The organism is Phytohabitans sp. LZ39, assembly GCF_059359075.1.
On record NZ_JCADBM010000005.1, the window covers coordinates 419,067 to 444,079 of the forward strand.

General features: G+C 72.1%; 21 protein-coding genes and 1 pseudogene. 19 read left to right on the top strand and 3 right to left on the bottom strand.

Annotation, left to right across the window (positions count from 1 at the left end; all coding sequences use genetic code 11):
* Positions 1-10: 10 nt before the first annotated feature.
* A complete protein-coding gene (locus AC5L36_RS13400) occupies positions 11-379 on the bottom strand; it encodes a winged helix-turn-helix transcriptional regulator (protein ID WP_441215797.1) in 369 nt (122 codons plus the stop codon).
* A gap of 65 nt (positions 380-444) precedes the next feature.
* Between AC5L36_RS13400 and AC5L36_RS13405 the strand changes: the two genes are divergently transcribed.
* Positions 445-1,068, top strand: a complete 624-nt coding sequence (locus AC5L36_RS13405; protein WP_441215798.1) for an NADPH-dependent F420 reductase — start codon at positions 445-447, stop codon at positions 1,066-1,068.
* Between the two features lie 439 nt (positions 1,069-1,507).
* On the top strand, positions 1,508-2,278 hold the full coding sequence (locus AC5L36_RS13410; RefSeq protein WP_441215799.1) for a S1 family peptidase: 771 nt from the start codon (positions 1,508-1,510) through the stop codon (positions 2,276-2,278).
* A 149-nt stretch (positions 2,279-2,427) separates the two neighbouring features.
* On the opposite strand, the gene AC5L36_RS13415 is transcribed toward AC5L36_RS13410, so the two are convergent.
* Together AC5L36_RS13415 and AC5L36_RS13420 are read right to left on the bottom strand one after the other, a co-directional pair.
* Complete coding sequence (locus AC5L36_RS13415) at positions 2,428-3,111, bottom strand: response regulator (RefSeq protein WP_441215800.1); 684 nt, start codon at positions 3,109-3,111, stop codon at positions 2,428-2,430.
* On the bottom strand, positions 3,108-4,331 hold the full coding sequence (locus tag AC5L36_RS13420; protein WP_441215801.1) for a sensor histidine kinase: 1,224 nt from the start codon (positions 4,329-4,331) through the stop codon (positions 3,108-3,110). The genes AC5L36_RS13415 and AC5L36_RS13420 overlap by 4 nt, the downstream gene beginning before the upstream one ends.
* 163 nt (positions 4,332-4,494) lie before the next feature.
* On the opposite strand from AC5L36_RS13420, the pseudogene AC5L36_RS13425 reads away from it, so the two are divergent.
* The 17 genes and pseudogenes from AC5L36_RS13425 to AC5L36_RS13505 all read left to right on the top strand — a co-directional run bounded on the left by AC5L36_RS13425 (position 4,495) and on the right by AC5L36_RS13505 (position 25,010).
* Positions 4,495-6,719: pseudogene (locus tag AC5L36_RS13425) on the top strand (MMPL family transporter).
* A 487-nt stretch (positions 6,720-7,206) separates the two neighbouring features.
* The gene (locus tag AC5L36_RS13430; RefSeq protein WP_441215802.1) at positions 7,207-9,351 is read left to right on the top strand and encodes an ATP-binding protein; all 2,145 of its coding nucleotides are present in this window, start codon (positions 7,207-7,209) and stop codon (positions 9,349-9,351) included.
* Entirely contained in the window at positions 9,348-10,190 is an 843-nt protein-coding gene (locus AC5L36_RS13435; protein ID WP_441215803.1) for a Pvc16 family protein, read from the top strand. Before AC5L36_RS13430 ends, AC5L36_RS13435 begins: the two co-directional genes overlap by 4 nt.
* A gap of 24 nt (positions 10,191-10,214) precedes the next feature.
* On the top strand, positions 10,215-12,140 hold the full coding sequence (locus AC5L36_RS13440) for a phage tail sheath subtilisin-like domain-containing protein (protein ID WP_441215804.1): 1,926 nt from the start codon (positions 10,215-10,217) through the stop codon (positions 12,138-12,140).
* A gap of 34 nt (positions 12,141-12,174) precedes the next feature.
* The gene (locus tag AC5L36_RS13445) at positions 12,175-12,621 is read left to right on the top strand and encodes a phage tail protein (RefSeq protein ID WP_441215805.1); all 447 of its coding nucleotides are present in this window, start codon (positions 12,175-12,177) and stop codon (positions 12,619-12,621) included.
* Entirely contained in the window at positions 12,608-13,000 is a 393-nt protein-coding gene (locus AC5L36_RS13450) for a hypothetical protein (protein WP_441215806.1), read from the top strand. Before AC5L36_RS13445 ends, AC5L36_RS13450 begins: the two co-directional genes overlap by 14 nt.
* Entirely contained in the window at positions 12,937-13,131 is a 195-nt protein-coding gene (locus tag AC5L36_RS13455) for a DUF6760 family protein (protein WP_441215807.1), read from the top strand. The genes AC5L36_RS13450 and AC5L36_RS13455 overlap by 64 nt, the downstream gene beginning before the upstream one ends.
* On the top strand, positions 13,128-13,979 hold the full coding sequence (locus AC5L36_RS13460; protein WP_441215808.1) for an eCIS core domain-containing protein: 852 nt from the start codon (positions 13,128-13,130) through the stop codon (positions 13,977-13,979). The genes AC5L36_RS13455 and AC5L36_RS13460 overlap by 4 nt, the downstream gene beginning before the upstream one ends.
* Positions 13,980-13,982: 3 nt before the next feature.
* Positions 13,983-14,609, top strand: a complete 627-nt coding sequence (locus AC5L36_RS13465) for a CIS tube protein (protein ID WP_441215809.1) — start codon at positions 13,983-13,985, stop codon at positions 14,607-14,609.
* Positions 14,606-16,210 (top strand): phage late control D family protein, encoded by a 1,605-nt coding sequence (locus AC5L36_RS13470; protein ID WP_441215810.1) that lies wholly within the window; start codon positions 14,606-14,608, stop codon positions 16,208-16,210. Before AC5L36_RS13465 ends, AC5L36_RS13470 begins: the two co-directional genes overlap by 4 nt.
* Positions 16,211-16,212: 2 nt before the next feature.
* On the top strand, positions 16,213-16,551 hold the full coding sequence (locus AC5L36_RS13475) for a hypothetical protein (RefSeq protein WP_441215811.1): 339 nt from the start codon (positions 16,213-16,215) through the stop codon (positions 16,549-16,551).
* A 10-nt stretch (positions 16,552-16,561) separates the two neighbouring features.
* Positions 16,562-16,951: a GPW/gp25 family protein gene (locus AC5L36_RS13480; RefSeq protein WP_441215812.1), complete on the top strand. Its 390-nt coding sequence runs from the start codon at positions 16,562-16,564 to the stop codon at positions 16,949-16,951.
* Positions 16,948-19,083 carry a putative baseplate assembly protein gene (locus AC5L36_RS13485; RefSeq protein ID WP_441215813.1) on the top strand — a complete coding sequence of 712 codons (2,136 nt, stop codon included), beginning with the start codon at positions 16,948-16,950 and terminating at the stop codon, positions 19,081-19,083. Before AC5L36_RS13480 ends, AC5L36_RS13485 begins: the two co-directional genes overlap by 4 nt.
* A 6-nt stretch (positions 19,084-19,089) precedes the next feature.
* Positions 19,090-20,781: a phage tail protein gene (locus AC5L36_RS13490; RefSeq protein ID WP_441215814.1), complete on the top strand. Its 1,692-nt coding sequence runs from the start codon at positions 19,090-19,092 to the stop codon at positions 20,779-20,781.
* Positions 20,778-22,787, top strand: coding sequence for a hypothetical protein (locus tag AC5L36_RS13495; protein WP_441215815.1), 2,010 nt, complete (start codon positions 20,778-20,780; stop codon positions 22,785-22,787). The genes AC5L36_RS13490 and AC5L36_RS13495 overlap by 4 nt, the downstream gene beginning before the upstream one ends.
* Positions 22,788-22,789: 2 nt before the next feature.
* Positions 22,790-23,008, top strand: a complete 219-nt coding sequence (locus AC5L36_RS13500) for a hypothetical protein (protein WP_441215816.1) — start codon at positions 22,790-22,792, stop codon at positions 23,006-23,008.
* A complete protein-coding gene (locus AC5L36_RS13505; RefSeq protein ID WP_441215817.1) occupies positions 22,986-25,010 on the top strand; it encodes an eCIS core domain-containing protein in 2,025 nt (674 codons plus the stop codon). Before AC5L36_RS13500 ends, AC5L36_RS13505 begins: the two co-directional genes overlap by 23 nt.
* Positions 25,011-25,013 lie beyond the last annotated feature (3 nt).

Below are 25,013 nucleotides of genomic sequence, written 5' to 3' on the forward strand. Positions count from 1 at the left end.
TCGTTCGGCGCTACGACGCGGTGAGTCGCTCCTGTGCCTCGAACAGTTCGTCGCCGCGCTCGGTGACCCAGGCGCCCAGCGCCCGCATCGGGCCGTCGGCGAAGCTACGGCCGAGATCGGTAAGCGCGTAGTCGACCCGGGGCGGCGCCTCGGCGAAGAACCGCCGCTCGATCAGGCCATTGCCGGCCAACCGGTGTAACGCCTCGGTGAGCGCCTTGTCGCTGATTCCTCCGATGCGCGCCCGTAGCGTGCGGCGGCGGCGCGGGCCCTCGGTCAGCGCCGCGAGCACGACCGCATCCCACGTATGCGCGAACAGGTCGGCCGCCATGCGCAGCCGGCAGTCAGCCACGAATTCCTCGCAGTAGGCGCCATCACCCATGCACCCCATCCTGGCACACCCGACACGCACCATCCGGTGCGCGTCGGCCGGCCTAGCGTGACGGCATGCGTATCGGAATCCTCGGCACCGGCAACCTCGCCACAGCACTGGCCACCGGCTGGGCCCGGGCCGGGCATGACATCACCATCGGCGGTCGCTCGACGGCCGCCGCCGAAGCGATCGCGAACCGGATCGGCGGCACCGCCCGGCCCGTGCGGACAGTCGCCGCCGGCGCCGACGCGGTTCTGCTCGCAGTCCGCTGGAATGGCGTCACCGAAATGCTCACGGCGGCCGGTGGGCCAGCCGGCGCACTCGCCGACCTTCCCCTGATCGACCCGACGAACGCTGTCGAGCACGGTGTCGGCGCCCTCCATACCGAACCTGCCCGGTCAGCGGCCGAGCACGTCGCCGCCCTCGCGCCTGGCGCGCACGTGGTCAAAGCCTTCCATCTGTTTCCGGCGGAGCGGTGGGTGACGCCCGACGCCGGACCGGTCACCGTCGCCATGTGCGGTGACGACGAACGCGCCCTCGATGTGGTCGGGGCCCTCGTGCGAGACGTGGGTGGAATTTCCGCGATCCTCGGGAAGCTCGACCGGGTACGCCAGTTGGAGGAGGTCGCCGGCTTCGTCATCGGGCTGGCATTCGCCGGTGTTGACCCGCAATCGGCGATTCCGACGGTTCCCCGCTGACATGACATCAGCCAAGAGCCCCGTCACTTTCCCAGTCGGTGCCGAGAAACTGCCTCGGGATGTGGGTGGCCTCGTTTCGAAAGAGTTCACCGAAGTCGCCGCACAGACCGGTGCCAAGCCGCCCGTCATCGGCAACACGGACCATTGTCGGGCGAATGCCCTGTCGGTCGCGACCTCGGCGGCGAGGGCGAAGACGCGGTCGATCCGGTCCAGCGCCCGGTCGAGCAGGTCGACGGCCGCGTCCGGTCGGGCGGTGCGGGAAGGCACGGGGTCTCTTCATCGTTCGGTGGCCCTCTACTGTGGACCGTGGTGGCATTTCAGTGAAGGGTCACCGCGCCGTGGTGTTTCCGCCGCCGCGGCGGTCAACGGGTCGATCACGCCGGAGGCCTGCCATGCGCTGGGACAGCGGCGGGCGGCCGGCCGGGGTTAAATGGTGCCTATGTGGACTAGAAGGCTCACAGCAGTACTCGGCGCGGCCGCGCTGGCCCTTGTCGCGCACGCCGCGCCGGCCAATGCCATCGCCAACGGTGAGGAAGTGCCGATCGGCAAGTACCGGTTCTCGGTCAAGCTGACCATGACCGGTATCCCCACGGCCGACGGCGGGCGCCGCAACAGCGCCTGCTCCGGCTCGCTGATCGCGCCCGACTGGGTCCTGACCGCCGGGCACTGCTTCCGCGACGTCAACGGGGTGCGGGTGGAGCGGCCGGTGGCCGACCTCACCACCGCGACGGTCGGCCGCACCGACCTGGAGGGCACCGGCGGCCACGTCGCCACCGTGATCGCGGTGCGGCAGTCCCCCACCAACGACGTGGCACTGGCGAAGATCGACAAGCGGATCACCGACATTAGGCCGCTGTGGCTGAGCCGCACCGCACCCGAGGTCGGCGACGTGCTGCGGCTCACCGGCTACGGCTCGATCACCAGCCAGAACCCCACCCCGTCGACCCGGCTGCGCACCGGACAGCTCCAGGTCACGACGGTGAACGCCGCGACGCTTGGCATGACCGGCTACGCGCCGCAGCGGGACACCACTCCCTGCCCGTACGACTCAGGCGGCCCGTTCTTCTCCGAGCGCCTCCCCGGCCGTCCGCTCCTGGTAGCGATCGTCAACAGCGGGCCGAGCTGCCCCCATGTGCTGGACGAGACCACCGCCCGGATCGACGTGATCGTGCCCTGGATCCACAGCACGATCGGTTACTACCCGCGCTGACCCCGCGGATCATCCGCTAGTGGATCACCCGTCGGCCGGCCGGCGCTACCTCTACCGAAGCTCCGGCCGGCGCACCTGATCTGCTCGAGGCGGTGTTCGCCGCCCACCACCGGGTGCTGCGACGCTGGCTGCGCCAAGAGGGCCACGGACTATCGGTGTTCGCCCAGGGTGTCTCCGGGTTTGGCCAGCTCGTGCTGGTAGGCGAACACGACCAGCTGGGCGCGGTCGCGGGCGTTCAGCTTGATCATTGTGCGGTTGATGTGCGTCTTGACCGTGAGCGGCGACAGGTGCAGGCGTTCGGCGATGTCGCCATTGGACAGTCCATGTGCGACCAGCAGCAGGATCTCCATCTCCCGGTCGGTGACGAGCGCGAGCTCCGGCGGGTGCCGCGCGGGCGGGCGGATGTGGTGGATCAGGCGGCCGATCAGGCCGCTGGTGGCGCGGGGCGACAGCAGCGCCTCGCCGTCGGCGACGACCCGGATGGCGTTGACCAGGTCGCCGGGGGCCACGTTTTTGCCCAGGAAGCCGCTCGCGCCGGCCTGTAAGGCGTAGATGACGTTGTCGTCGTTGTCGAACGTGGTCAGCACCAGCACGCGCACGCCGGCGAGGCGCTCGTCGGCGCCGATGCGGCGGGTCGCCTCGATGCCGTCGAGGTGCGGCATGCGGATGTCCATCAGGACCACGTCGACCCGGCCGGTGTAGCACAGATCGACGGCTTCGCGGCCGTCGGCGGCCTCCCCCACGACCTCCATCTCCGGCGCGGCGTCAATGATCATTTTGAACCCGGCGCGGATGAGCGCCTGGTCGTCGGCGAGCAGCACACGGATGGTCACGTCAGGCTTTCCTTTGCGGCGGCTGGAGAGGAGACAAGGTTCGGCGGATTGAGCCGATTGACCGCCCGGCTGCCGGTGGGCAGCTCGGCGCGGACCCGGAACAGGCCGCCTTCGACGAGGCCGGCGGTGATCGTGCCGTGCGCGGCCGTGGCGCGCTCGCGCATGCCGAGAAGCCCAAACTCCGAACCGGAGCGGCGGCTGCCGGACTCGGCGACCCGGTTGGTGACCTCGATGCACACGGTGTCCGCGGTGTACTCGATGTCGAGGGTGGCGCTGCCGTCGCCGTAGCGGTGCGCGTTCGTCAGCGCCTCCTGCGCGATCCGGTACGCGGCCAGGCTCACCACCGCCGGCAACGGCCGGGGCTCACCACGCTGCTCGCACCGCACCGAGAAGCCCACGGAGCCTAGCCCGTCCAGCAGGTCCCGCAGGCGTTCCACCCCGGGCGCCGGCTCGACGCTGCGCACCTCGTCCGGGTCGCGCAGCACGCTGATCACCGACTTGAGCTCCTCCAGGACGGCGTCCGCGGCCGTGCGGATGTTCGCGAGCACCGGCCACACCTTGTCCGGCTCGGCGCGCAGCACGTGGTCGGCCGCGCCGGCGTGCACGCTGATGACCGCGATGTGGTGGGCGACGACGTCATGCAGCTCCCGGGCGATGCGCAGCCGCTCGTCCATCACCCGGCGGCGGGCCTCCTCCTCGCGGGTCACCTCCGCCTGCCGGGCACGCTCGGTCACCTCCGCGATGTACGCCTGGCGCATCCGGATCGAGTCTCCGACGCCGGCACCGCCGAGGATGAACGCGAACGGGCCGAACTGCTCCGCGTTCCACCATTCGCTGGGCTGGTGCACTACCGTGCCGGCGACCATGAGCGAGCCCCACACGAAGAAGGCGTAGAGCCAGGGCCGGCGACGCGGGCTGTACAGCGCGGCCGAGTACGCCATCATGCCGGCGACGACGAACAGCCCGTCCGGCGGCCGGCCCAGCGCGATGACGAGGATGGCGACGGCGGTGCCGGCCAGGAAGACCGGCACGGGATACCGCCGGCGCGCCAGGAGCAGCAGGGCGTACAGCACCGCCAGCAGCGTCGGTCCACTGTGTACCGCCGGGTTGCCCACGAACAGCACGACCAGTACTCCGGAGGCGGCCAGCACCACGTCGCCCAGCGGGCCGCGATACCTGTCGACGTACAGGCGCATCTGCTGGTGGCGCACCATGGACATGATCACACGGTAGAACGCCGAGCCGGTTCCTATCGACCTGTTCCCGTGGTATCGGGGGCCGTGAACTTACTGCGTTCGCAGTACGTCGTCGCCTGCGCTGACAGGACGACGCACCAGCGGCGCCTCCGCCATCGTTGAGATCAAGAATGGACGGAGGATGGTCGTGGCAATCCTGTTGTACCGGCTTGGAAGGTTCTCGTTCCGGCGCCGCTGGCTGACCCTGTTCACGTGGGTGATCGTGCTGGCCTCGTTCGGCTTCGGGGCGGCGAGCCTGTCCGGACCGACCAGTGACGCCGTGTCCATTCCCGGCACCGAGTCGTGGCGGGCGAGGGATGTACTGGCGGAGAAGTTCGGCCCGGAGGTCAACGGGGCCTCGGCCCGGGTCGTGTTCACCGCCTCCGGCGACGCCACGCTGACCGGCGCGGACCAGAAGGCCGCTGTCCAGGCAACGGTCGCCGCGCTAAGGGAGGCATCGCAGGTCACGGCGGTTGCCGACCCGTACGAGGCCGGGATGGTCACACCTGACGGGAAGACCGCCTACGCCACCGTTTCCTACCCGGTCGCCGCACCCGATGTGAGCCCCGCGTCCCGTGAGGCACTTCTCGCGGCCGGTGACACCGCACGACAGGCCGGCATCGGCGTCGACTACTCCGGGGAGGTCACCGCGGAGTCCGAAGCCTCCAGTGCCGCCGAAGCGCTCGGCATCGTCGTGGCCGCCGCTGTCTTGCTGATCACCTTCGGCGCGCTCGCGGCCGCCGGCCTGCCGCTGCTGACCGCGCTCGCGGGCGTCGCCATCGGCACGCTCGGCATCAGCATCGCCACCGGCTTCCTCGACCTGTCTTCAAACGCCGCCGCCCTGGCCACCATGCTCGGGCTGGCCGTCGGCATCGACTACGCGCTGTTCGTCCTGTCGCGCTACCGGCACGAGCTCGCCGCCGGCCACGACGGAGAAGAGGCCGCCGGCCGCGCTGTCGGCACCGCCGGATCCGCCGTCGTCTTCGCCGGCCTGACCGTCATCATCGCCCTGGCCGCGCTCACCGTGGTCGGCATCCCGTTCCTGGCCGCCATGGGCATCGCGGCCGCCGGCACCGTCGCCGTGGCCGTCGTGATCAGCCTGTCCCTGCTACCTGCCCTGCTCGGCTTCGCCGGCCGCAAAGTCGTCCTGCCCAGGGCACAGCGCCGTGGCATCGCCAAGCACGAGGGGCCAACTAGGACCCCGTTCGGCCAGCGCTGGGCCCGCACCGTCGTCACGTACCGCGTCCCGGCCCTGATCCTGTCCGTCGTCGCGGTCGGCGCCGTGGCGATCCCGACGCTCGACCTACGTCTGGCGCTGCCCGACGAAAGCACCGCGTCCCCCGGGTCCACCCAGCGCAAGGCATACGACCAACTCGCCGGAGCCTTCGGACCCGGCGTCAACGGCCCCCTGATAATCGTGGTTCAGGCCGCCCCCGGCGCGGCCACGGCAGCGGGCGAACAGGCACAGAAGATCATTTCGGGGACCGGGAACATCGTGCTCGTAACCGCCCCCACGCCAAACCGGGCCGGGGACACCGCCATCCTCCGGATCATCCCCGGCACCGGTCCCACCAGCGAGGAAACCAAGGAGCTCGTACACGACATCCGCGCTCAGCAAGCGCGCTTCACCGCAGCCACCGGCGGCGCGACGCTGGCCGTCACCGGCCGCACCGCGATCGACATCGACGTGTCGGAGAAATCAACAACGCGCTGCTGCCGTACCTGGCCGTGGTGGTCGGCCTCGCGCTCATCCTGCTGATGCTGGTGTTCCGCAGCATCCTGGTGCCGATCAAGGCGACGCTGGGCTTCCTGCTGTCGGTGGCCGCCTCGTTCGGCGCCCTGGTCTTCATCTTCCAGCAAGGCCACCTCGCCGGCCCGCTCGGCATCGAGTCGACCGGCCCGATCATCAGCTTCGTCCCGATCTTCCTGGTCGGTGTCCTCTTCGGACTCGCCATGGACTACGAGGTCTTCCTGGTCACCCGCGCCCGCGAGGACTTCGTACACGGCGCCACCCCGAACGACGCGATCATCTCCAGCATGCGGCACAACGCGCGGGTCGTCACCGCCGCAGCACTGATCATGACCAGCGTCTTCGCCGGCTTTATCCTCGCCGAAGACCCCATCGTCAAGTCGCTAGGATTCGCCCTCGCGTTCGGCGTCGCCGTCGACGCCCTGCTGGTCCGCATGACCATCGTGCCGGCCGTGCTGTCGCTGCTCGGCAGATCGGCGTGGTGGCTGCCGAAGTGGCTGGACAGGATCCTGCCGAACGTCGACGTCGAAGGAGACCGGCTGGCCAAGCGGCTCGCCGCCGTGAAGTCTCATCCGCGAGCCGACCACCTGGCCAAAACTCAGGCCCGAAGCGGCATGGGGTAGGTCGGCTTATGTTGGGCTCGCCTCGCAATCGAGGCGTTGACCGTGAAGGCCGCCGCCGAACTGCGCGTGATGCCACCGAGCGCGCCGACTGACATTCGTCGGGCGACAGGAGGCACGGTCAGTGGCGTGATTAGGGCCGGCGACGGTTTCCCACGACTGCGACGGACCGCGCGTGGGCGGGAGCGCGGTGACCGTCCACATACGCATCGAGGGTGCTGACTGCCATGGGCAGGTGGACCAGGTCCGGTCGCGCGATTTGGTCGAGCACCTCCTGACAGTCCTGCGCCACAGCGCGTCCCTCGACCACGCCGGCGCAAGCCGCCACGCCTGGCGTGATGACCGACGCGCACCGGCCTGCCAGGTGGCAGCGCGGCGGCAGGGTCGCGCCCCGGCAGTTGGCCGGCAGTTTCACGCGCGGCGGGGCTGACGCAGGTCGGTCCAACGCAGGCTTGGCAACGCATCGAGCCAAGCATCGGAGGTCGGACCAGTGAACGGCACCGCGAACGCCGAGCCGGTCGACGAGTTGCGATCGGTCCTGGGCCGGCTGGACGAGGTGCTTGCCGCGGCGGTGGTCCAAGCGGAGGCGGCCTTCGCCGGCCGCGGCCCGGACCCGTACCGCGGCCTCTATGTCGACGGTCCGGAGGTTCGCCGGTTGCTGGTGCGGGAGCCGGGCGAACCTCCGCTCGGTCCGGTCGGCGAACACGGTGGGCTGGCGGTGGCACCCGGGCCGGTGCTGCGGCGGATGCTGGACGGCTTCGACCTGACCCCATTCGACCTGGACCTTGTCGTCATCGCGCTGGCCCCGGAGTTCGACCTCAAGTACGAACGGCTGTTCGGATACCTCCAGGACGACGTGACCCGCCGGCGCCCGACCGTGGACCTGGCGTTGAACCTGTTGTGCGGCACCGCCGGCGAGAAGCTGGGCCGCCGGGCGCACCTGGCCCCGGACGCGCCGCTGCGCCGGCACGGGCTGGTCGGCCTCACCTACGACCCGGGCCTGCCGGAACCGCCGCTGCTGGCGCACAGCCTGCGACCGGCGCCTGAGCTGGTCTGGCTGCTGTGCGGCGGAGCTGGCCCGGCCAGCGGCCACCGGTTGCTGACGCCGGCCGCGGTGCCCCCTGCGACCACCGCGGCGATCGGCGCGGGTGACCCGCTGGCGCCGGCCGTGGCCGCACTCGGCGCGAGCCGGAAGGGCGAGCCAGCGCCCCGGCTGTACCTGCGTGGACCGTCCCGGGTCGCGGCTCGCGATGCGGTGCACCGGCTGGCTGGCGTGCTCGGACTGCCGGTGGTGGACCTGGACGTCGAGGCCGCGCTCGACGTACCCGCCGCGCTGACCGACCGGCTGGACGCGGCGCTGCGCGAGGCGGGTTTGCGCGCGGCGATGGTGTGCCTGTCCGGCTTCGACGCCTTGCTCGCGGCGACCGGTGACGGCCTGCCGGGGCTGCGCCAGGCGGTGCTGAGCGCGGTGGCGGGCTGCCGCCGCCCGGTCGTGTTCGCCGGTACCCGCCGGTGGACCGTGGTCGACGAAATCGCGACGCCGGTGGTCGAGGTGACGGTGCCGCTGCCGGACTTCGAGACCCGGCAGTCCTGCTGGACAACGCGGTTGCGCGCGGTCGGCGCCGAACTCGCCGCGGCGGACATCCGGGCGCTGGCCGGGCGGTTCCGGTTCACCGCCGACCAGATCGAGCGCACGGTCGCCGCTGCCGCCTACGCCGCCACGCTGCGCGACGGGGCTCCCCCGCACCGCGCCGACCTGTTCGCGGCCGCCCGGGCCGGATCCGGGCCGGGCCTCGCGAACCTTGCCGTTCGCGTGCGGCCCACGTACCGATGGGATGACCTCGTCCTGCCCGCCGACCGGCTCGCGCAACTACGCGAGGTGTGCCAGCACGTCGAGTGGCGGCACACGGTATTCGACCGGTGGGGGTTCGACCGGCGGCTGTCCCTGGGCAAGGGGCTCACCGTCCTGTTCGCCGGCCCGTCCGGCACCGGGAAGACGATGGCGGCCGAGGTGATCGCCAACGAGCTTGGCCTCGACCTGTACAAGATCGATCTCTCGCAGGTCATCAGCAAGTACATCGGCGAGACGGAGCAGCGGCTGGAGCGGATCTTCGTGGCCGCGCAGGAGAGCAACGCGATCCTGTTCTTCGACGAAGCCGACGCGATCTTCGGCAAGCGGTCGGAGGTCCGCGACGCGCACGACCGCTACGCCAACATCGAGACGTCGTACCTGTTGCAGCGCATGGAGGCGTACGAGGGGACCACGATCCTCGCCACCAACCTGCGCCGCAACCTCGACGAGGCGTTCCTGCGCCGGCTGTCGTTCGCGGTGGATTTCCCGCATCCGGGCGCGGCGCAGCGCTTGGAGATCTGGCGGAAAGTGTGGCCGGCCGAGGCGCCCCGCGAGGCCGGGCTGGACCTGGCGTTCATGGCCCAGCAGTTCGAGCTGCCCGGCGGGCACATCCGCAACGTGGCCCTGAACGCGGCCTTCCTCGCCGCGGCCAACGGCGGCGTGGTCGCCATGCCGCACCTGCTCGCGGCCACCCAGCGGGAGTACCAGAAGCTCGGCCGGCTGTGCGTGGCCGAGGACTTCGGACCGTACCAGGAGATGGCGGCGGAAGGCGGGTTGGCGTGATCCGGGACCTCGACGCCGCGCTGCGACGGATGTTCGCCGGGGAGGCAGTGCCCGGTTCGGAGCTGGCCAACGCGCCGGTCTCCTTCGCCGTGCCCGACCAGCGCTGGCGCGGCACCGGCACCGGCCTCGCGCTCAACGCCTACCTGTTCCGGGTCGGCGAGAACCGGGCCCTTCGGTCCAACGAACGGTTCACCCGGTTGGACGGAGGCGTCATGCTCGTCGATGGGCCGCCGGCTCGGGTGGACTGCTCGTACCTGATCACGGCCTGGAACAAGGGCCAGCCAATCAGCGGCGCGGACCTGGAGGACCAGGAACACCGGCTGCTCAGCCAGGCGCTCGACGTGATCCTGCGCAACCCGACCCTCCCGCGCCGGCACCTGACCGGCCTGGTGGCGCAGCACGGGGACCTGCCGCTGATGGCCGCCGAGCCGGACGGCCCGGGCGCCACCGGCGAGTTCTGGTCCGGGCTCGGCACCTACCTGCGGCCCTCGATCACCTGCCGGGTGACCATCGCCCTGCCCGACCGCCCGACCGACGGGGGCCCGCCGGTCAGCACCGTCGAGGTCGGTACCGCCGAAGACCCGGGCCGGCGGTACACCGTCGGCGGCACCGTGCGGCCGGCCGATCCGGACGCCGCGCCGGTGGCCGGCGCCTGGCTGCGGGTCGCCGGTACGGCGCGGATCGCCGTGACCGACGCCGGCGGCCGGTTCGTCCTATCTGGACTGACCGCCGGCGACCACCAGATCGAGGTGCGGGCGGTGGGCTTCCACCCGGCGAGCGCGCCGATCGTGGTCCCGTCGCCGGTCGCCGGCACCGACATCCAACTCCAGCCGCTCTAGGCCAGCACCGTAGGAGAAAACGGCATGCCAAACCTGACCACCCCGGGCGTCTTCATCGAGGAGATCCCGGCCACCGGCCCCATCGCGGGGGTCGGCACCAGCACCGCCGCGTTCATCGGCCCGGCCCTCGTCGGCGACGTGAACGTACCGGTGAAAATCACCAACTGGACCCAGTTCCGGGACACCTTCGGCGACTACATGACCGCGCCCCGCGGCTATCTCGCCCACGCCGTGCGCGGGTTCTTTCTGAACGGCGGCACGGTGTGTTACGTGGTGCGGGTCGGCACCGCTCGGCGAGCCGTGCTGGAGCTCAACGACCGAGGCGGCACGCCCGGAAAGGCGCTGGTGGTGCGGGCCCGCGACGGCAACACCGGCGGGGCGGCCGGCAACGACATCAAGCTGAGGGTCAGCGACGCGCAGATCGTGGACCAGAGCAAGAACGCCCGGGTACGTAAGGCGAGCGCGCCGATCACCGGTGCCGCCAACGACACGGTCACGCTCCAGAACGCCGCCGACGCGGGCCAGTTCCGGCCCGGCGACGTGGTCACCGTGGGCACCGGCACCGACCGGTTCCCGATCTCCCGGATCACCGGAGCCACTCTGGTCCTCGAATCCGTCCTCGGCACGCCCTCCGGCGCCGGCACCGTACGCATCGCCAACCTGGTGCCCGGGCAGAAGACGTTCCGCGTCGAGAACCGGACGGGCATCCAGCCGGGCAGTGCGGTGCGCCTGGCACAGGGCACGACCCAGGAGGACGCCGTCGCCACCGCGGTGGACGGCGAGTTCGTCACCTTCGCCGCCGGACTAACCAAGGGCTACAACCTCGCCGGTACCGACAACGTCGCGGTGACCACGTCGGAGTTCACCCTCGCGGTCACCTTCCAAGGCGTCACCGAGACGTTCCCGAACCTGGCGATGGACCCGCGGCACAACCGGTACGTCATCCGCACCGTCGAGTCCGCCTTCGTCGACGTGAGCCTGCCGGACGTGCCCAGCGTGCAGCCGCCGCCGACGAACCGGCCCGCGGTGGTCACCGACGTGAGCCTCGCCGGCGGTACGGCCGACACTCCGGCCGCGGTCACCGTGGAGGACTACGCGGCCGCCCTCGCCGCGCTGGAGCGGGTCGACGACATCAACGTCGTGTGCGTCCCCGGGCGGACGGACCCCGCGGTACAGCAGGCGGTGATCAACCACTGCGAGCGGATGGCGGACCGGTTCGCGATCCTGGACTCCGCGCCCAAGGCCGGGCTGTCCGGCTCCGGCAGCGTCCTGGAGCAGCGCGCCGGGATCGGTTCCAGCCGCGGCTATGCGGCGCTGTACTACCCCTGGCTGTCGATCAGCGACCCGAGCGGCTCCGGTGCGCAGACCCTGCTCGTCCCGCCGTCGGGGCACCTGGCCGGCGTGTACGCCCGCAGCGACGGCAGCCGCGGCGTGCATCGGGCCCCGGCCAACGAGACGATCGCCGGCGCGCTCGGGTTGGAGCGGGTACTCAGCGACGCCGACCAGGGCGAGCTGAACATCGAGGGCGTCAACGTGCTGCGCGTGTTCGGCGGCGGCCAGCCCCAGGTGTGGGGTGCGCGCACCACTGCGCCGAGGGACGAGACCGCCTGGCGCTATGTCAACGTGCGCCGGCTGTTCCTGTTCATGGAGGAGTCCATCCAGGAGGGCATCCGCTGGGCGGTGTTCGAGCCGAACAACGAGTCGCTGTGGAAGCGCCTGGACCGGACCATCACCGACTTCCTCACCCGGGTGTGGAGCTCCGGCGCGCTGTTCGGCGCCAGCCCGGAGGAGGCGTTCTACGTCAAGATCGACAGTGAGAACAACCCGCCGTCGCTGCGCGAACTGGGCCAGATCGTCATCGAGATCGGCGTCAACGTGGTGCGCCCGGCCGAGTTCGTCGTCGTCCGCATCGGCATGTGGCCGGGCGGCGCGCAGGTCACCGAGGGATGACAAGACCGCTAGCAGGCAGGGAGAGCAGACAACCATGGCGCAGACCGGTGCCCGAGTCGACCCGTACGTCAACTTCAACTTCCTCGTCGAGATCGACGGGATCACCCAGGCGAGCTTTCGCGAGTGCGCCGGGCTCGACGCCACGACCGAGGTCATCGAGACCCGCGAGGGCGGCGACAACGCCGGCGTACGCAAGCTTCCCGGCAAGACGACGTTCACCGACATCACGCTCAAGTGGGGGCTGACCGACTCCGACGAGCTGTGGGCCTGGCGGCAGCAGGTGATCGACGGCAACGTCCAGCGCAAGAACGGGTCGGTGATCGTGTACGACCTGGCCAACCGCCGCGAGGTGGTGCGGTGGAACTTCGTCAACGCCTGGCCGCACAAGTGGGAGGGCCCGCAGCTCAACGCCGGTGGCAACGAGGTGGCCATCGAGACGCTGATCCTCGCGCACGAGGGGGTAAAGCGTGTCCGCCGTTGATCAGCAGCCGCTGCTGACCGAGCACGAGTTCGAGCTGCCGGTCGGGTACCTGGACGAGACCGGCACGCTGCACCGGACCGGGGTGATGCGGCTGGCCACCGCGGCCGACGAGATCCTGCCGATGAAGGACCCGCGGGTGCACAACCTGCCGGCGTACCTCATCGTGATCCTGCTTTCCCGGGTGGTCCGGCGGATCGGGTCGGTCACCCAGGTCAACCCGGCCGTGATCGAAGGGCTGTTCTCACCGGACCTGGCCTACCTCCAGGAGATGTACAACCGGATCAACGGCCTGGCCCCGGAACCCGGCCCGAGCCGGTGCCCCCGCTGTGCCCTGGACCTCGACCCGGCGCCGCCGGGGGGATCCTCGGCTACCCCCTGACGCGGGTCTACCAGGAGGTGGCCCTGCTCGGACAGCGCGTCCACTGGACCCACCACGAACTGATGAACCTCGACCACACCGAGCGCCGGCGGTGGCTGGCCACCGTGCTCGAACTGGAGGAGACGACGTGAGAACCCTCGGCGCGCGCCTTGCCATACAGGCGCGGCGGCTGATGGGCCGCCCCACCGTGACGATCGGCTGGGTGGAGCGGGCCCGGCCGGTGCTGCGCCGCGCCGCGAACCGACCCGCGGCGACCGCGAGCCGGCTGCGCCGGGTGGAAGCGGACCCACCGGTCGCCTGGGCGCGCCCGGCACACCACGAGCCGCCGCCGGGCGGGCCGACGTGGCCGGCGGAAACCGGCCCGCCGGGGCCGCCGGACGCACCCGCCGCGCCAGGCGCACCGTTGGACGCCGGTGTCCGGGAGCGGTTGCGACCGTACGCCGGCGCCGCCGCCGACCGGTTGCGGGTGCACCGCGGCGCGCCGGCCGAACAGGTGGCGCACCGGCACCAGGCCGCGGCCGTGACCGTCGGCGCAGATGTCTTCTTCGGCCGCGGCCAGTTCCGCCCGCACGAGCCGGCCGGGTTCGCCCTGCTGGTGCACGAGGCGACGCACGTGAGCGAGGCGATGCGGCCCAACGCCGCCTGGCGCAGGGCCACCGCGGCCGGCGCCGCCGCGGAGGAGCACGCGGCGGCGATCCACGAACGCGCCGCGCTGGTCCTGCCGGCCGCTGGCCCCCGCCCACCCGAGGCGGCGGACCGGGCGGTCCGGCCCAGCGGTCCCACCTCGACGGCACCGGTGCCCGCACCGGTCGCGCCCGCACCGTCGGCCGCGCCGACGCCGCGGCCGATGGCCGCGCCGCTGCGCCGCGAGCCGCACCGGCCGGCCGAGCCGAGCCCCGCGCGCACCGGCGGCCCGGCCCCAGCCGTGCCGCAGGACCTGCGCTACCAACTACGGATCGAGTGGGAGCGGGGCGGATAGCCGATGGCCGTACAGCTGACCAGAGCCTTCATCGTCAACACCCGCTCCGGCGAACACATCCCGGTGATGTACAACCCGGAGGAGTACCGGATCGAGCAGGGCAACGAGATCGCCGAGATCGGCGTGCCAGGCCTCGCGACCCCGCCGATCCAGTACGTGCGCGGCCGCGCCCGCACGCTGAACCTGGAGCTGTTTTTCGACACCTACGAACGGCGCACCGACGTCCGCGAGCACACCCGGCGCATCGTCGGCCTGCTCGACCCCGAGCCGCGCACGTTCGCGCCGCCGGTGCTGCTGTTCGTGATGGGCCGGTTCTCGTTCGAATGCGTGCTGGCGCAGGCCGACCAGCACATGTCGATGTTCCTGCCGGACGGCACCCCGGTGCGGGCCCGGCTCGTGGTGCGGTTCCAGGAGTACGCCCGGGTGGAGACCGAGGTGCGCGGCGGGCTGTTTCTCGCACCGCCCACGCTGCACCGGCTCAGCGACGGCGACACCCTGTCCGGCCTGGCCGGGATCTACCTCGGCGACCCGGGCCGCTGGCGGGAGATCGCCGACCACAACGACATCGCCGACCCGCTGCGGCTGCCGCCGGGCCAGCCGGTGGTCATCCCCACCGGAGACCCCCGATGACGGCCGGCCTCGCCCCCCGGGCCCGGATCGTGGTCAGCGGCGTCACCCTCGCCGCCGAGGTGAGCCGGCACGTGCTCAGCGTCCAGTACGACAACAACCTGGACCTGGCCGACATGTTCACCATCGTGCTGGACAACGCCGGCAACCGGTTCACCGACTCGCCGCTGTTCGACCTCGGCAAGAGCGTGGAGATCCACCTCGGGTACGGCGACGACCTGCACCCGATGATGCTCGGCGAGATCACCGCCTTGCAGCCTTCGTTTCCCCAGTCCGGAGCCCCGACGCTGACAGTGTCCGGCTACGACCGGTCGCACCGGCTGCGGCACGACGTGCCGGACCGGCCGGCGTTCAAGTTCATGAACGACAGCATGATCGCGGCTCAGATCGCGGTGGAGGCCGGGCTGATCCCGGTGGTCGACCCCTCGCTGTTCTTCCACACCAAGCTGCGCCAGACCGGCACCGACATGGCCCTGCTCAAGGAGCGCGCCCGGGCGAACTTCTTCGAGGTGTACGTGTGGTGGGACCGGCTGTACTTCCGCCTGCCCCGCCCGCAGGCCGGTGAACTGGTCCTGGAATGGGGCCGAAACCTGACCAGCTTCAACCCCCGGCTGTCCTCGGCCGCGTTGGCCGGTATCCAGGTGGTGCGCGGGTACAACGAGGAACTGGCCCAGACCATCGTCGGCGTGATGACCGGTGCCACGGTCGACCTCGACGCGGTGGTCGAGCGGCTGGGCGGTACGGCGCTGGACATGCTGCTCGGCCTCGGCCGCCGCGTGGTGCGGGACAAGCCGGTCAAGTCCCCTGTGGACGCGTTCGCCCTGGCCAAGTCGATCCTCCAGGAGATCCTGGAGGGAATGTACGAGGCGTCCGGGTCCTGCCCCGGACTGCCCGACCTGCGCGCCGACCAGACCGTCGCGGTACGCGGCGTAGGTAGGCGGTTCAGCGGCGGGTACCGGCTGCGGCGGGTCACCCACACCCTCGACGGCGGTGGCTACCGCACCGACTTCGAGGTCACCCAGCGGGCCGCGTCCAGCCTGCTCCAGCTGGTCCGCCGCTCGGTGGTCGACCAGCCCTCGCCCAACCGGCCGGAGCCCTCCCCCGGCGTGGCGATCGGCACGGTGGAGTCGGTCAACCCGCTCACGTACCAGGCCGAGGTCGCCTTTCCGTGGTTTTCCGACAGCGGCGAGACCACGACGGCCGCCTGCGCCACACCGATGGCCGGTGCCGGCAGCGGCGCCTTCTTCCTGCCCGACCCCGGCGACCAGGTCGTCGTCGCGTTCGAGCAGGGCGACTTCGGCCGCCCGGTGGTCATCGGCAGCCTCTGGGACCAGCTACGCGGCAAGCCGGTCACCACGCTGGACGGCACCAACTCGATCCGCCGCATCCGCACCAAGGCCGGGCACACCATCACCCTGGACGACAGCACCGCGGCGGAGCAGATCGTCATCGAGGATCGGGCCGGCAGCACCGTCACCCTCGCAGCCGACGGCACGGTGTCCATCACCGCCATGCGAGACATCGAGTTGAACGCCGCCGGCGAGATCCGGCTCAACGCGATCGACGTCAAGGTCAAGGTCGCCAACCGGATGGACGTGAGCTAGCCGTGGACTTCGTGCTGACCACCGCGAGCGCGGTCGTCTGCGACCACCCCACGCCGGGACACGTCGACACCGCCGGCGCGGCCAGGCTCGTCGTCGCCGGCGCGGAGGTACTGACCCGCGATGGCGTAGCCGGCATGCCCGTGAGCGGCTGCGTGGCGTCCGGAGCCAACACCACCAAGTGCGGGACCGTCCAGACGGTCAGTTCGTTGGGCGCGGCCAAGCTGAGCGTCGGCGGCCAAGCCGTCCTGCTCGGGCTGACCGGCACGACCGACGGCCTCCTCGCCGGTGTCCCGGCGAAGCTGAGCACCACGCCCGCCCAGATCAAGCTCAGCGCGGTCTAGGAGGACCCCGATGGCTTCGGACTTCTACGGGCGCGGCATCGCGCACCCCTTCGGCACCGGCGCGACCGGCGGGATCCGCGAGGCCGCCGACCTGGCCAAGATCGAGCAGTCGATCCGGATCATCCTCGGCACCCAGCACGGCGAACGGTTGATGCGCCCGACCTTCGGCGCCAACCTACGCGGTCTCGCGTTCGCCCCGAACAGCCCGGCCACCGCCAACCTGGCCCGGCACCTCGTCAAGGCGGCGCTCGACGAGTGGGAGCCGCGCATCGACGTGACCGGCGTCGAGGTGGCCCACGACAACGGGCGGGCCGCCCTGTCCATCACCGTCCGGTACCGGGTCAAGGGCGGCCCGGAGACCGGCGAGCTGACCGTACCCGTCCCGCTGGAGCTGTCATGACCGTGCCCGTACCCGACCTCGACGACCGCCGCTGGCAGGACCTGGTGGACGAGGCCCGCGCCCTGATCCCCAAATATGCTCCACAGTGGACCGACCACAATCCGAGCGACCTCGGCATCACGCTCGTCGAGCTGTTCGCCTGGCTGGTCGAGGGCCTCATCTTCCGGCTCAACAAGGTCCCCGACAAGAACTACGCCGCGTTCCTCAACCTGCTCGGCATCACCCGGTCCCCGCGGACCCCCGCCCGGACCCTGCTCACCTTCACCGCGCAGGGCGACCTGCCGGTGCCGGTGCCGGCCGGCACCCAGGCGCAGACCCCGGCCGGCGAGGGCGAGACACCGGTCGGCTTCGAGACCGACGACGCGGTCCGGGTGTTGCCCGCACCGGCGGTGGCACTGAACCTGAGCCTGCCGGCCGCCGGCCAGGGCAGCTACACCAACGTCTCCGACGCGTTCGTCCCGCCGCCGCCGGGCGGCCCGGCCGGAAGCCCGCCACCGGCCGGCGCGACGCTCAGCGTGGCGCCCAACAGCACAGTGCTGCTGTGCCTCGGCTTCGACCGGCCGGTCAGCGGCGACGTCGACCTGTACGTCGAACTGGCCGGCCCGCTGCCGCCCGGCCCGCAACCCGCGGTCGGCTGGCGGTGCTCGGTCGCCACCATCGCGCCGGCACAGTGGCCGGCGGTCACCGTGCGCGCGGACCGCACCGGTGGGTTGCGCCGCGACGGGCGGATCCGGCTGACCGCACCCGCCGGCTGGGCGGCCCAGGCACCGACCAGCTGGGCCGCCGGCGCCGCACCGGTGCGGCCGGCGGCCGGCACCACCCCGGTCACCGGCTCGTACCGCTGGCTCGGAGTCAGCGTGACCAACAGCTCGGCCAACCCGATCCAGGTCGGCCTGCGGTACCTGCTGGCCAACACCGCACCCGCCACCGCGGCCCTCAGCGCCCGCCCGTCCGCGCCGGAGGAGGTCGGCCGCGGCGACGGGACACCGTTCCAGGTGCTGCCCCTGCGCAACCGGCCGCTGTTTCGCCGGCCAGCCACCGACAGCCCGTACGACCACGTCACGGTCCGCGTCGACGACCAGCCGTGGACCCTTGTCGACGACCTGCCGGCCGGACCTGGCAACCACTACCGGCTCGACCCGGTCACCGGCGAGATCAGCTTCGGCAACCACGAACCGACCACCGGCAAGGGCCGCGGCACCGTACCGCCGTCCGGAAGCCGGATAACCGCCAGCTACCGGTACGTGGCCGCCGGCGCCGCCGGCAACGTACCCGCCGGGGCGATCGCCGCGCTCACCGCGCCCGTCCCGGGCATCGTCGCGGTCCGCAACCTGGCGCCGGCACAGGGCGGGGCGGACGAGGAACCCGTCGAGGAGACCAAGCGCCGCGCCCCGCAGGTGCTGCGGCACGGCAACGGCGCGGTCAACGTCGAGGACTACGAGCAGCTCGCCCGCGAGGCGCGGCCGGACCTGGCGGTGGTGCGCTGCCTGCCGCCACGGGTACAGGAGCAGGACAACGGCACCGCCTGGCTGAAGGGCGACCCCTGGCGGTTCGCCTCCCTGCTGCGCGCGCCCGGCAACGTCAACCTCATCGTGGTCCCCGATCTGGGGCCGAAGGTGGACCAGCCGGAGCCGTCCACCGCGCTCGTCCAGGACCTGCTCGCCAGCCTCGACAAGCGCCGGGACCTGGCCACGTACCTGCACGTCACCGGTCCCCGATACCTGCCGATCCAGGTGAGCGTCGACGTCCGGGTGTTCCGGCGGGCCATCGACGACGGGCGGGTCACCGGCCCGGAGGAGGTCGCCAACACGATCCGGCAGCGGATCCAGGCGTTCCTGCACCCGGTGCACGGCGGGCCCGGAGAGCGTGGCTGGCAGGTCGGCCAGAGCGTGTACCTCGCCGAGGTGTACCAGGCGATCCGGCCGGCCGACGACATCGGATACGTGGCCAAGCTGAGCCTGCGGCCGGCGGTTCCGCCGTACCACCTCCCGCCGTACGGACCCGGCGGCGCCTGGACCGCCAACGAACGGCCGCTGCCGCTGCTGCTGGAGACCGACGCGGCGGTCGTGCTGCTGGCCGACTACGAGCTTGTCTGTTTCGGCCAGGCCACCGTGACCGCGCAACCGGAGTGAGGAATCGTGACCGACATCGACACCAGGGGCAGCGGCTACCTGCGGTACCTGCCGCCGGTGCTGTGGGAGGGGCAGGCGGGCGGCTCGCTCGGCGCGGTGCTGCGGGTGTTCGAGAAGATGCTCACCGGCCTGCCCGACGATCACCGCGCCGGCAAGACCGGCGGCCGGGTCGTCCGGCCGGGCAGCATCGCCGAGGCGGTCGACCGGCTGCCCCACCTGTTCGACCCTTGGCGCACGCCGGAGCGGTTTCTGCCCTGGCTCGCCTCCTGGGTCGGGCTGGACCTGCCGCCCAGCTGGGACGAGTACCAGAGACGCAAGGCGATCGCCCAGATCACCCGGGTCTACGCCGACCGCGGGACCGCCATCGGGCTGGCCCGGTACCTGGACCTGTACACGGTCGGCCCGATCCGGCCCCGGATCGCCGTGGACGACTCGGCGAAGGTGCTGTTCGCCCGGCTGCTGCCGGACCAGGCGGCCGGCGTGTCGGCGCTGATCCGGCAAGGGCCGTTCATCCGGCCCGACCGCACCGCCGCGTACCGCGGGTTGGTCACCCCGCAGTGCATCGCGCTGAGCCCGTCCGGCGACCTGCTGGTCGGCGACGGCGGAATGACCGGCACGGCCCAGCCGGTCAAGCCCGGCCTGTGGCGGATCACCCGCAGCGGTGGGTACGCCGACATGGCCGGGGCACCCCCGGCACCGCTGCCGTTGGGCCAGGCCGTACCGGCCGGTCAGCAGCCGTTCCAGCCGGGCCGGCCGGTAGCGGTCGCGGTCGACGCGCGGACCGCGGCGTGGAAGGTGTACCTGTTCGACGCCAACGGCGGCCTGCACCGGCTCACCGCACCGGACCTGCTGGCCACCACGTTGCAGCCGCAGCCGCCGCTGCACGCCGCCGCGGTGTCGATGGCGGTTTCCCCCACCGGGCAGCTGCTGTTGCTGGACCCCTCCGGCGTGACCGTGGTGACCGGGGCGGACACCGGCACCGCCCCGGCCGTACAGCCCCGCCGGCCGCTGGCCACCCCGGGACCGGCCCGGTCGCTGCTGGCCCGGGCCGACGGCGACCTCGTCATCGGGGTGGCCCGCACCTTCGACCCGCCCTCGCCCGCCGAACTGGTCCGGGTGGACCGCCGCTCCGACCCCTGGGGCGAACACCGCCTGCTGGCCGGGCTGCCGGCCGCCGCCAACCCACTGATCGCCCCGGTGGCCATCGTCGAGGAGGACGCCACCCGGCTGCTCGTGCTCGACCTCGGACTGTGGCCGGAACCGACCATCAACGAACCGTTCCGGCACGACTTCGCCGAACACGCCGCGGTGTACCGGGTGGACATCGGGGTCTCGCCGCCCACGGTCACCCGGGTCACCGAGCCCGGCCGGCTGGTCTATCCACAAGGGATGGTCCTGCACGAGGGCACCGTGTACCTCTGCGACCCCGGCGAACCGCACCTGACCGAACGCCGGACGTGGCGCGCGGGCACGCACGAGTTCGGGGTGCTGGTCCACTTCGCCAAGTCACGCGAGCCGGACGTCGGCCGGATTCCCGTACAGAAAATGATCATGCGGGAGATCGACCGGATCGTCGCCGAGCAGAAGCCGGCGACCACCCTTGCCTCGGTGCTGCCCCGCCCGGAACAGGTCAGCGCCCCGGCCCGCAGCACCGCCGCACCGAGCGGCGCCGCCGAACACACAGGAGCCGAACGATGACCGCACAGAACCTGACCCGCACCTCCTACCGCGACGCCAACGGCGACGAACGCGGCGGCGACACGTCCCGGAAGGAGAGCAACTGGGACGTCGAGCAGTACCTCCAGCCGATGGAACGCCTGCACGGCAGCGAGTTGCACGAGTGGGGGGTGGCCTCCGGCCTGCGGGTCACCGCCACCGTCAACCAAGCCGGGGTCACGGTCGCTCCCGGCGTCGCGCTGGACGCGCAGGGCCGGCACCTCTCACTCGCCGCGGGTGGGCAGGCCAGGCTCGACGGGACGACGCTGGCCGACGTCGGACCGGCGGGCGTGACGTTGCCGACGCCACCGGGGCAGTCCGGCGAGTGGTACCTCACGATCGGGTTCGCCGAAACGTTCGACAGCGCGATCCCCGGCGCCCCGCGGGTCGACCACACCCCGCTGCTCCAGCGGTACCGGCCGGCCGACCTGCCCGCCGACGGATCCCGGGTGGTCCTTGCGCGGGTGGTCCTGGACCCCGCCGGCAACGTCGCCGACCTCGGCCGGGAGCAGCGCCGGGGCGCCGGGCTGCCGGCCGAACGGGTGGTGCTGCGCCGGCCGGTCCGCACGGCCAGCGCCGACGGGCTCGCGGTGGAGCAACGCCCCCAGCCGGCGGCCGTACTCCGCGCCCGCGCGGCCGGCGGGCTCGAACTGCGCGTGGAGTCGGCCACCGACGAGGTCGACTTCGGCCGCGACGAGGGCGGCGCCGTGCGCGGCTTCGCCCGGCTGGCGATCACCGCCCAGCAGGTGGTGGCCCGCCGCGACGACGGGACGCCGGCGCTGACCGTCGACGCCGCCGCCGGCAACGTGGTGGTCGGCTCGGCCGGCACCGGACGGGTCGGTGTCGGCACCGCCGCTCCCGACCAGCGGCTGACCGTGGAGGGCACGGCCGGCGCCTACCTCAACGTACGCGCGAAAACCGCCATCGCCGGCGGCCCGGCCGAGATCCTCCTCGGCGCCGACGTCAACGGCGGCATCGTTTCCACGATGACAAACCACGACCTGCGGCTACGGGCCGGCGGCAACGTGACCCGGATGATCGTCAAGAACGACGGCAAGGTGGGCATCGGGACGACCGCACCGGCGTTCCCGCTCGACGTGGCCGGCCGGATCCAGCTCCGCCAGGCCGGGCACGCGTCGGCGGGGCTCTGGCTGCGCCAGGACAGCGCCGGTGCGCTCGGCGCGTTCGTCGGGATGGCCGACAACGACCGGGTCGGCCTGTGGGGTGACGCGGCCGGCTTCGGCCTGACCATGCATACCCGCACCGGCCAGGTCGGCATCGGCGTCCACGCCCCGAACGCCGACGCGCGGCTGGACGTGCGCTCCGCCGAGCCCAGCGGGACGGTCATCGAGGCGACGAACGCGACGCGGGGCGTCGGCGTGTTCGCCAGCGTCCCCGACGGGACGGCCGTGTTCGCGGTCGGCGGTGCGGGCACCGGAGTCATCGCCGGCGGCGAGGTGTTCGCGGCCATCCTGGTCGGCGACGTCAACGTCACCGGCACTGTCAACAAGGCGGCCGGGCGGATCCGCATCGACCACCCGGAGGCGCCGGAGACCCGTACGCTGTCCCACGCGCTGGTGGAAAGCGACGAGCTGAAGACCGTGTACGACGGCGTGGTCGAGCTCGACGCCGGCGGCGCGGCCGAGGTCGAGCTCGCCGGCTGGTGCGACACGCTCAACCGGGAATTCCGCTACCAGCTCACCCCGATCGGCGCGGCGGCCCCCGACCTGCACGTGGCCGAGGAGGTCGCCGGCAACAGGTTCCGGATCGCCGGCGGCCGGGCGGGTATGCGGGTGTGCTGGCAGCTCACCGGCGTCCGGCGAGACCCGTACGCGAAGGCCAACCCCCTGGTCGTGGACGAGGAGAAGCCAGCCGACGAGCAGGGCACCTACCTGCATCCCGACCTGTACGACCAGCCGGCCGAACGGGGCACCGCCTGGCGGCTGACCCGGCGCGCCACTCCCAACCGGTCCACAAAGGAGGGATAGCGATGGACCGGATGCGACAGTGCCTCACCGACCGGTTGGTGCTCCTTGAACGCGAACAAGAGGTGGGTGAGCAGCGCCTGTGCGCCCTGGCGGAGGAGAGCGTGCGTCTCCAGGAGTCCCTGTTGCTGATCAGCGGAGCGATCCAGGTGTTGCGGGAGGTGCTCGGCGGCGAGCCGGGGCCGGAACGGGAGGACGGACATGCAGAAGCGGATCGCGGCTGACCGGCAGCGCACGCCTGACGCCGGCGGTTCCGCCGCCCGCGCACCCGGAGGGCTCGCCCACCTGCAACACACCCTCGGCAACCAAGCGGTGCGCGCCCTGGTCCGGCACCGGGCGGAGTACGAGCGGGACGCGGCGCGCGGCATCCTGCCGCCCGCCGGTCCTTCCACCGGACCGGCACCGGCCCCGCCGGTCGGGGTACTCGCCGAACTCGGCGCCGGCGTTCCACTGCCCGAGCCAGACCGGCTGCGCTGGGAACGGGAGACCGCCGCCGACCTGAGTACGGTCCGGGTGCACCGGGACGGCCGGGCCGCGGCCGCGGCGGCCGGGCTGCACGCGCGGGCGTTCACCGTCGGCGAGCACATCGCGTTCGGCGCCGGCCGGTACGCGCCGGGCACCGGCCCGGGTGACCGGCTGCTCCGCCACGAGCTCGCCCACGTGTTGCAACAGCGTGCCGCGGGCGTGCCGCTGGGGCCGCAGCTCGCCCCGATCGGCGACCCGCTCGACCTGCTCACCGAGGAACCGATACCGGTGCCGCGCGACACGGAGGTCGCCCCGCCCGGCCGGGCGCTGTTGAAAGACGCCACGGGCAACAAGTTCCTGGTCCGCACGCAGATCTTCGACGTGCGTGACCTACCGGACACCCCCGAGATCAACCAACTCCAGATGCACGTCAAGGGTCTCGATCGGAACAAACCGCTGACGATGGCCACGCTCCGCGCGGAAGCCCAGCAGAAGGGCCGGGTGGCGCGTGCGATGCTGGGCCGGCAAGGCGGACGCCTGATACTCGTCGCTGCCGACACCTGGGTACCGCCGCCACACCCGGCCGCGGACGCCAGCCGAGGATGGGTCCACGCCGCAGAGGAAAGCCGGGGTGCCGGCCAGATCATGCTGGCCAATCGGATCCGGGAGACGCTGCGCGCCAGCCGAGCGGGCATGAGCATCAATATCAGCGATAGCGCGGATGCCATGAGGTTCCACGAGCGGGTGTACAAGACGGCCGGGAAGGAAGGCCCGATGGGACGCGCCTACCACCTCGACCGCTCCGAACTCATGAGGGTGCTCGCCGCATTCGACCCGTCGATGGACGAGAACACTCGGCGGATACTGCGCGAGAAGCCGCCCGCCACGGCGAAGGAGCTCGAGGAGGTCCTGGCCCGCAACCGCGGTCCGGCCATCCAGCTCCCGACGGGGCGGCAGGAGAAGGCGCAGGCCGGCGCCAGCGCCGCCGTCGGCGCGTTGAGTGCCCTGGCCGCCTGGTTCAACTCCCGCTTCCGGGACAAGCAGAGCCCGCAGGTCGAGGCCGCCCTGGCACCGTACGCGCAGGCCGCCGCCGCGCACATGGCACAGCGTCCGCACGACGGCGCGCTGTTCCGGATGGCCTACCGGGAGGCGTCCCTGCCGGACACCACGATCACCGGGCCGATGGTCTTCGACCGGATCGAGGTGGGCTACGGGCGTACCCCGGAGGAGGCGATGGCCGACATCCTCGCCGCACCCGCCGCGATGCGCACACCGGGCGAACGCGAGCAACTGCGGTACGAGGAGGTCTGGCAGGAGCCGAAGGCCGCCTCCGGTCCCGCCGACCTGCGCACCCCGTTTCCCCGGCGGATGCTCGCCACGGCTCGCGGCCGCACCATGGTCCTTCAGGACGTGAAGTGGGACCTGGACGGGTTCGACGACGAAGGCAGCACCAGCGTCGCGGTCGGGGCGGCCGACTCGCTGAGCTTCTTCGTGCTGGCCGTGCCGCGCCGGATCGCCCACCACACCATCCCGGTCGGGGAGGTGCCGGTCGCCGGCGGCGCCGCACCCGCGGTCAACCTCGATCCGGCAAACCCGTTCAACGTGCACGCGGTGGCGGTGTTTCCGGCCAACGAGGCCACCCGGGCGGCCTTCGAGCAGGCGCCCGGCCTGGCTCTGAAGGTGCCGTTTCCGGTGCGGGCGAACCTGTCCCTGCTCCGCTGGGTCCGGCCCGACCAGATACTCCTGCCACCCGCGCCGTGACCG

What these genes read in the sequence shown, in the direction of transcription:
- AC5L36_RS13400 (WP_441215797.1), bottom strand. Translation starts at nt 379, where the DNA reads ATGGGTGATGGCGCCTACTGCGAGGAATTCGTGGCTGACTGCCGGCTG.
- AC5L36_RS13405 (WP_441215798.1), top strand. Translation starts at nt 445, where the DNA reads ATGCGTATCGGAATCCTCGGCACCGGCAACCTCGCCACAGCACTGGCC.
- AC5L36_RS13410 (WP_441215799.1), top strand. Translation starts at nt 1,508, where the DNA reads ATGTGGACTAGAAGGCTCACAGCAGTACTCGGCGCGGCCGCGCTGGCC.
- AC5L36_RS13420 (WP_441215801.1), bottom strand. Translation starts at nt 4,331, where the DNA reads ATGTCCATGGTGCGCCACCAGCAGATGCGCCTGTACGTCGACAGGTAT.
- AC5L36_RS13440 (WP_441215804.1), top strand. Translation starts at nt 10,215, where the DNA reads ATGCCAAACCTGACCACCCCGGGCGTCTTCATCGAGGAGATCCCGGCC.
- AC5L36_RS13445 (WP_441215805.1), top strand. Translation starts at nt 12,175, where the DNA reads ATGGCGCAGACCGGTGCCCGAGTCGACCCGTACGTCAACTTCAACTTC.
- AC5L36_RS13465 (WP_441215809.1), top strand. Translation starts at nt 13,983, where the DNA reads ATGGCCGTACAGCTGACCAGAGCCTTCATCGTCAACACCCGCTCCGGC.
- AC5L36_RS13470 (WP_441215810.1), top strand. Translation starts at nt 14,606, where the DNA reads ATGACGGCCGGCCTCGCCCCCCGGGCCCGGATCGTGGTCAGCGGCGTC.
- AC5L36_RS13480 (WP_441215812.1), top strand. Translation starts at nt 16,562, where the DNA reads ATGGCTTCGGACTTCTACGGGCGCGGCATCGCGCACCCCTTCGGCACC.
- AC5L36_RS13485 (WP_441215813.1), top strand. Translation starts at nt 16,948, where the DNA reads ATGACCGTGCCCGTACCCGACCTCGACGACCGCCGCTGGCAGGACCTG.
- AC5L36_RS13495 (WP_441215815.1), top strand. Translation starts at nt 20,778, where the DNA reads ATGACCGCACAGAACCTGACCCGCACCTCCTACCGCGACGCCAACGGC.
- AC5L36_RS13500 (WP_441215816.1), top strand. Translation starts at nt 22,790, where the DNA reads ATGGACCGGATGCGACAGTGCCTCACCGACCGGTTGGTGCTCCTTGAA.
- AC5L36_RS13505 (WP_441215817.1), top strand. Translation starts at nt 22,986, where the DNA reads ATGCAGAAGCGGATCGCGGCTGACCGGCAGCGCACGCCTGACGCCGGC.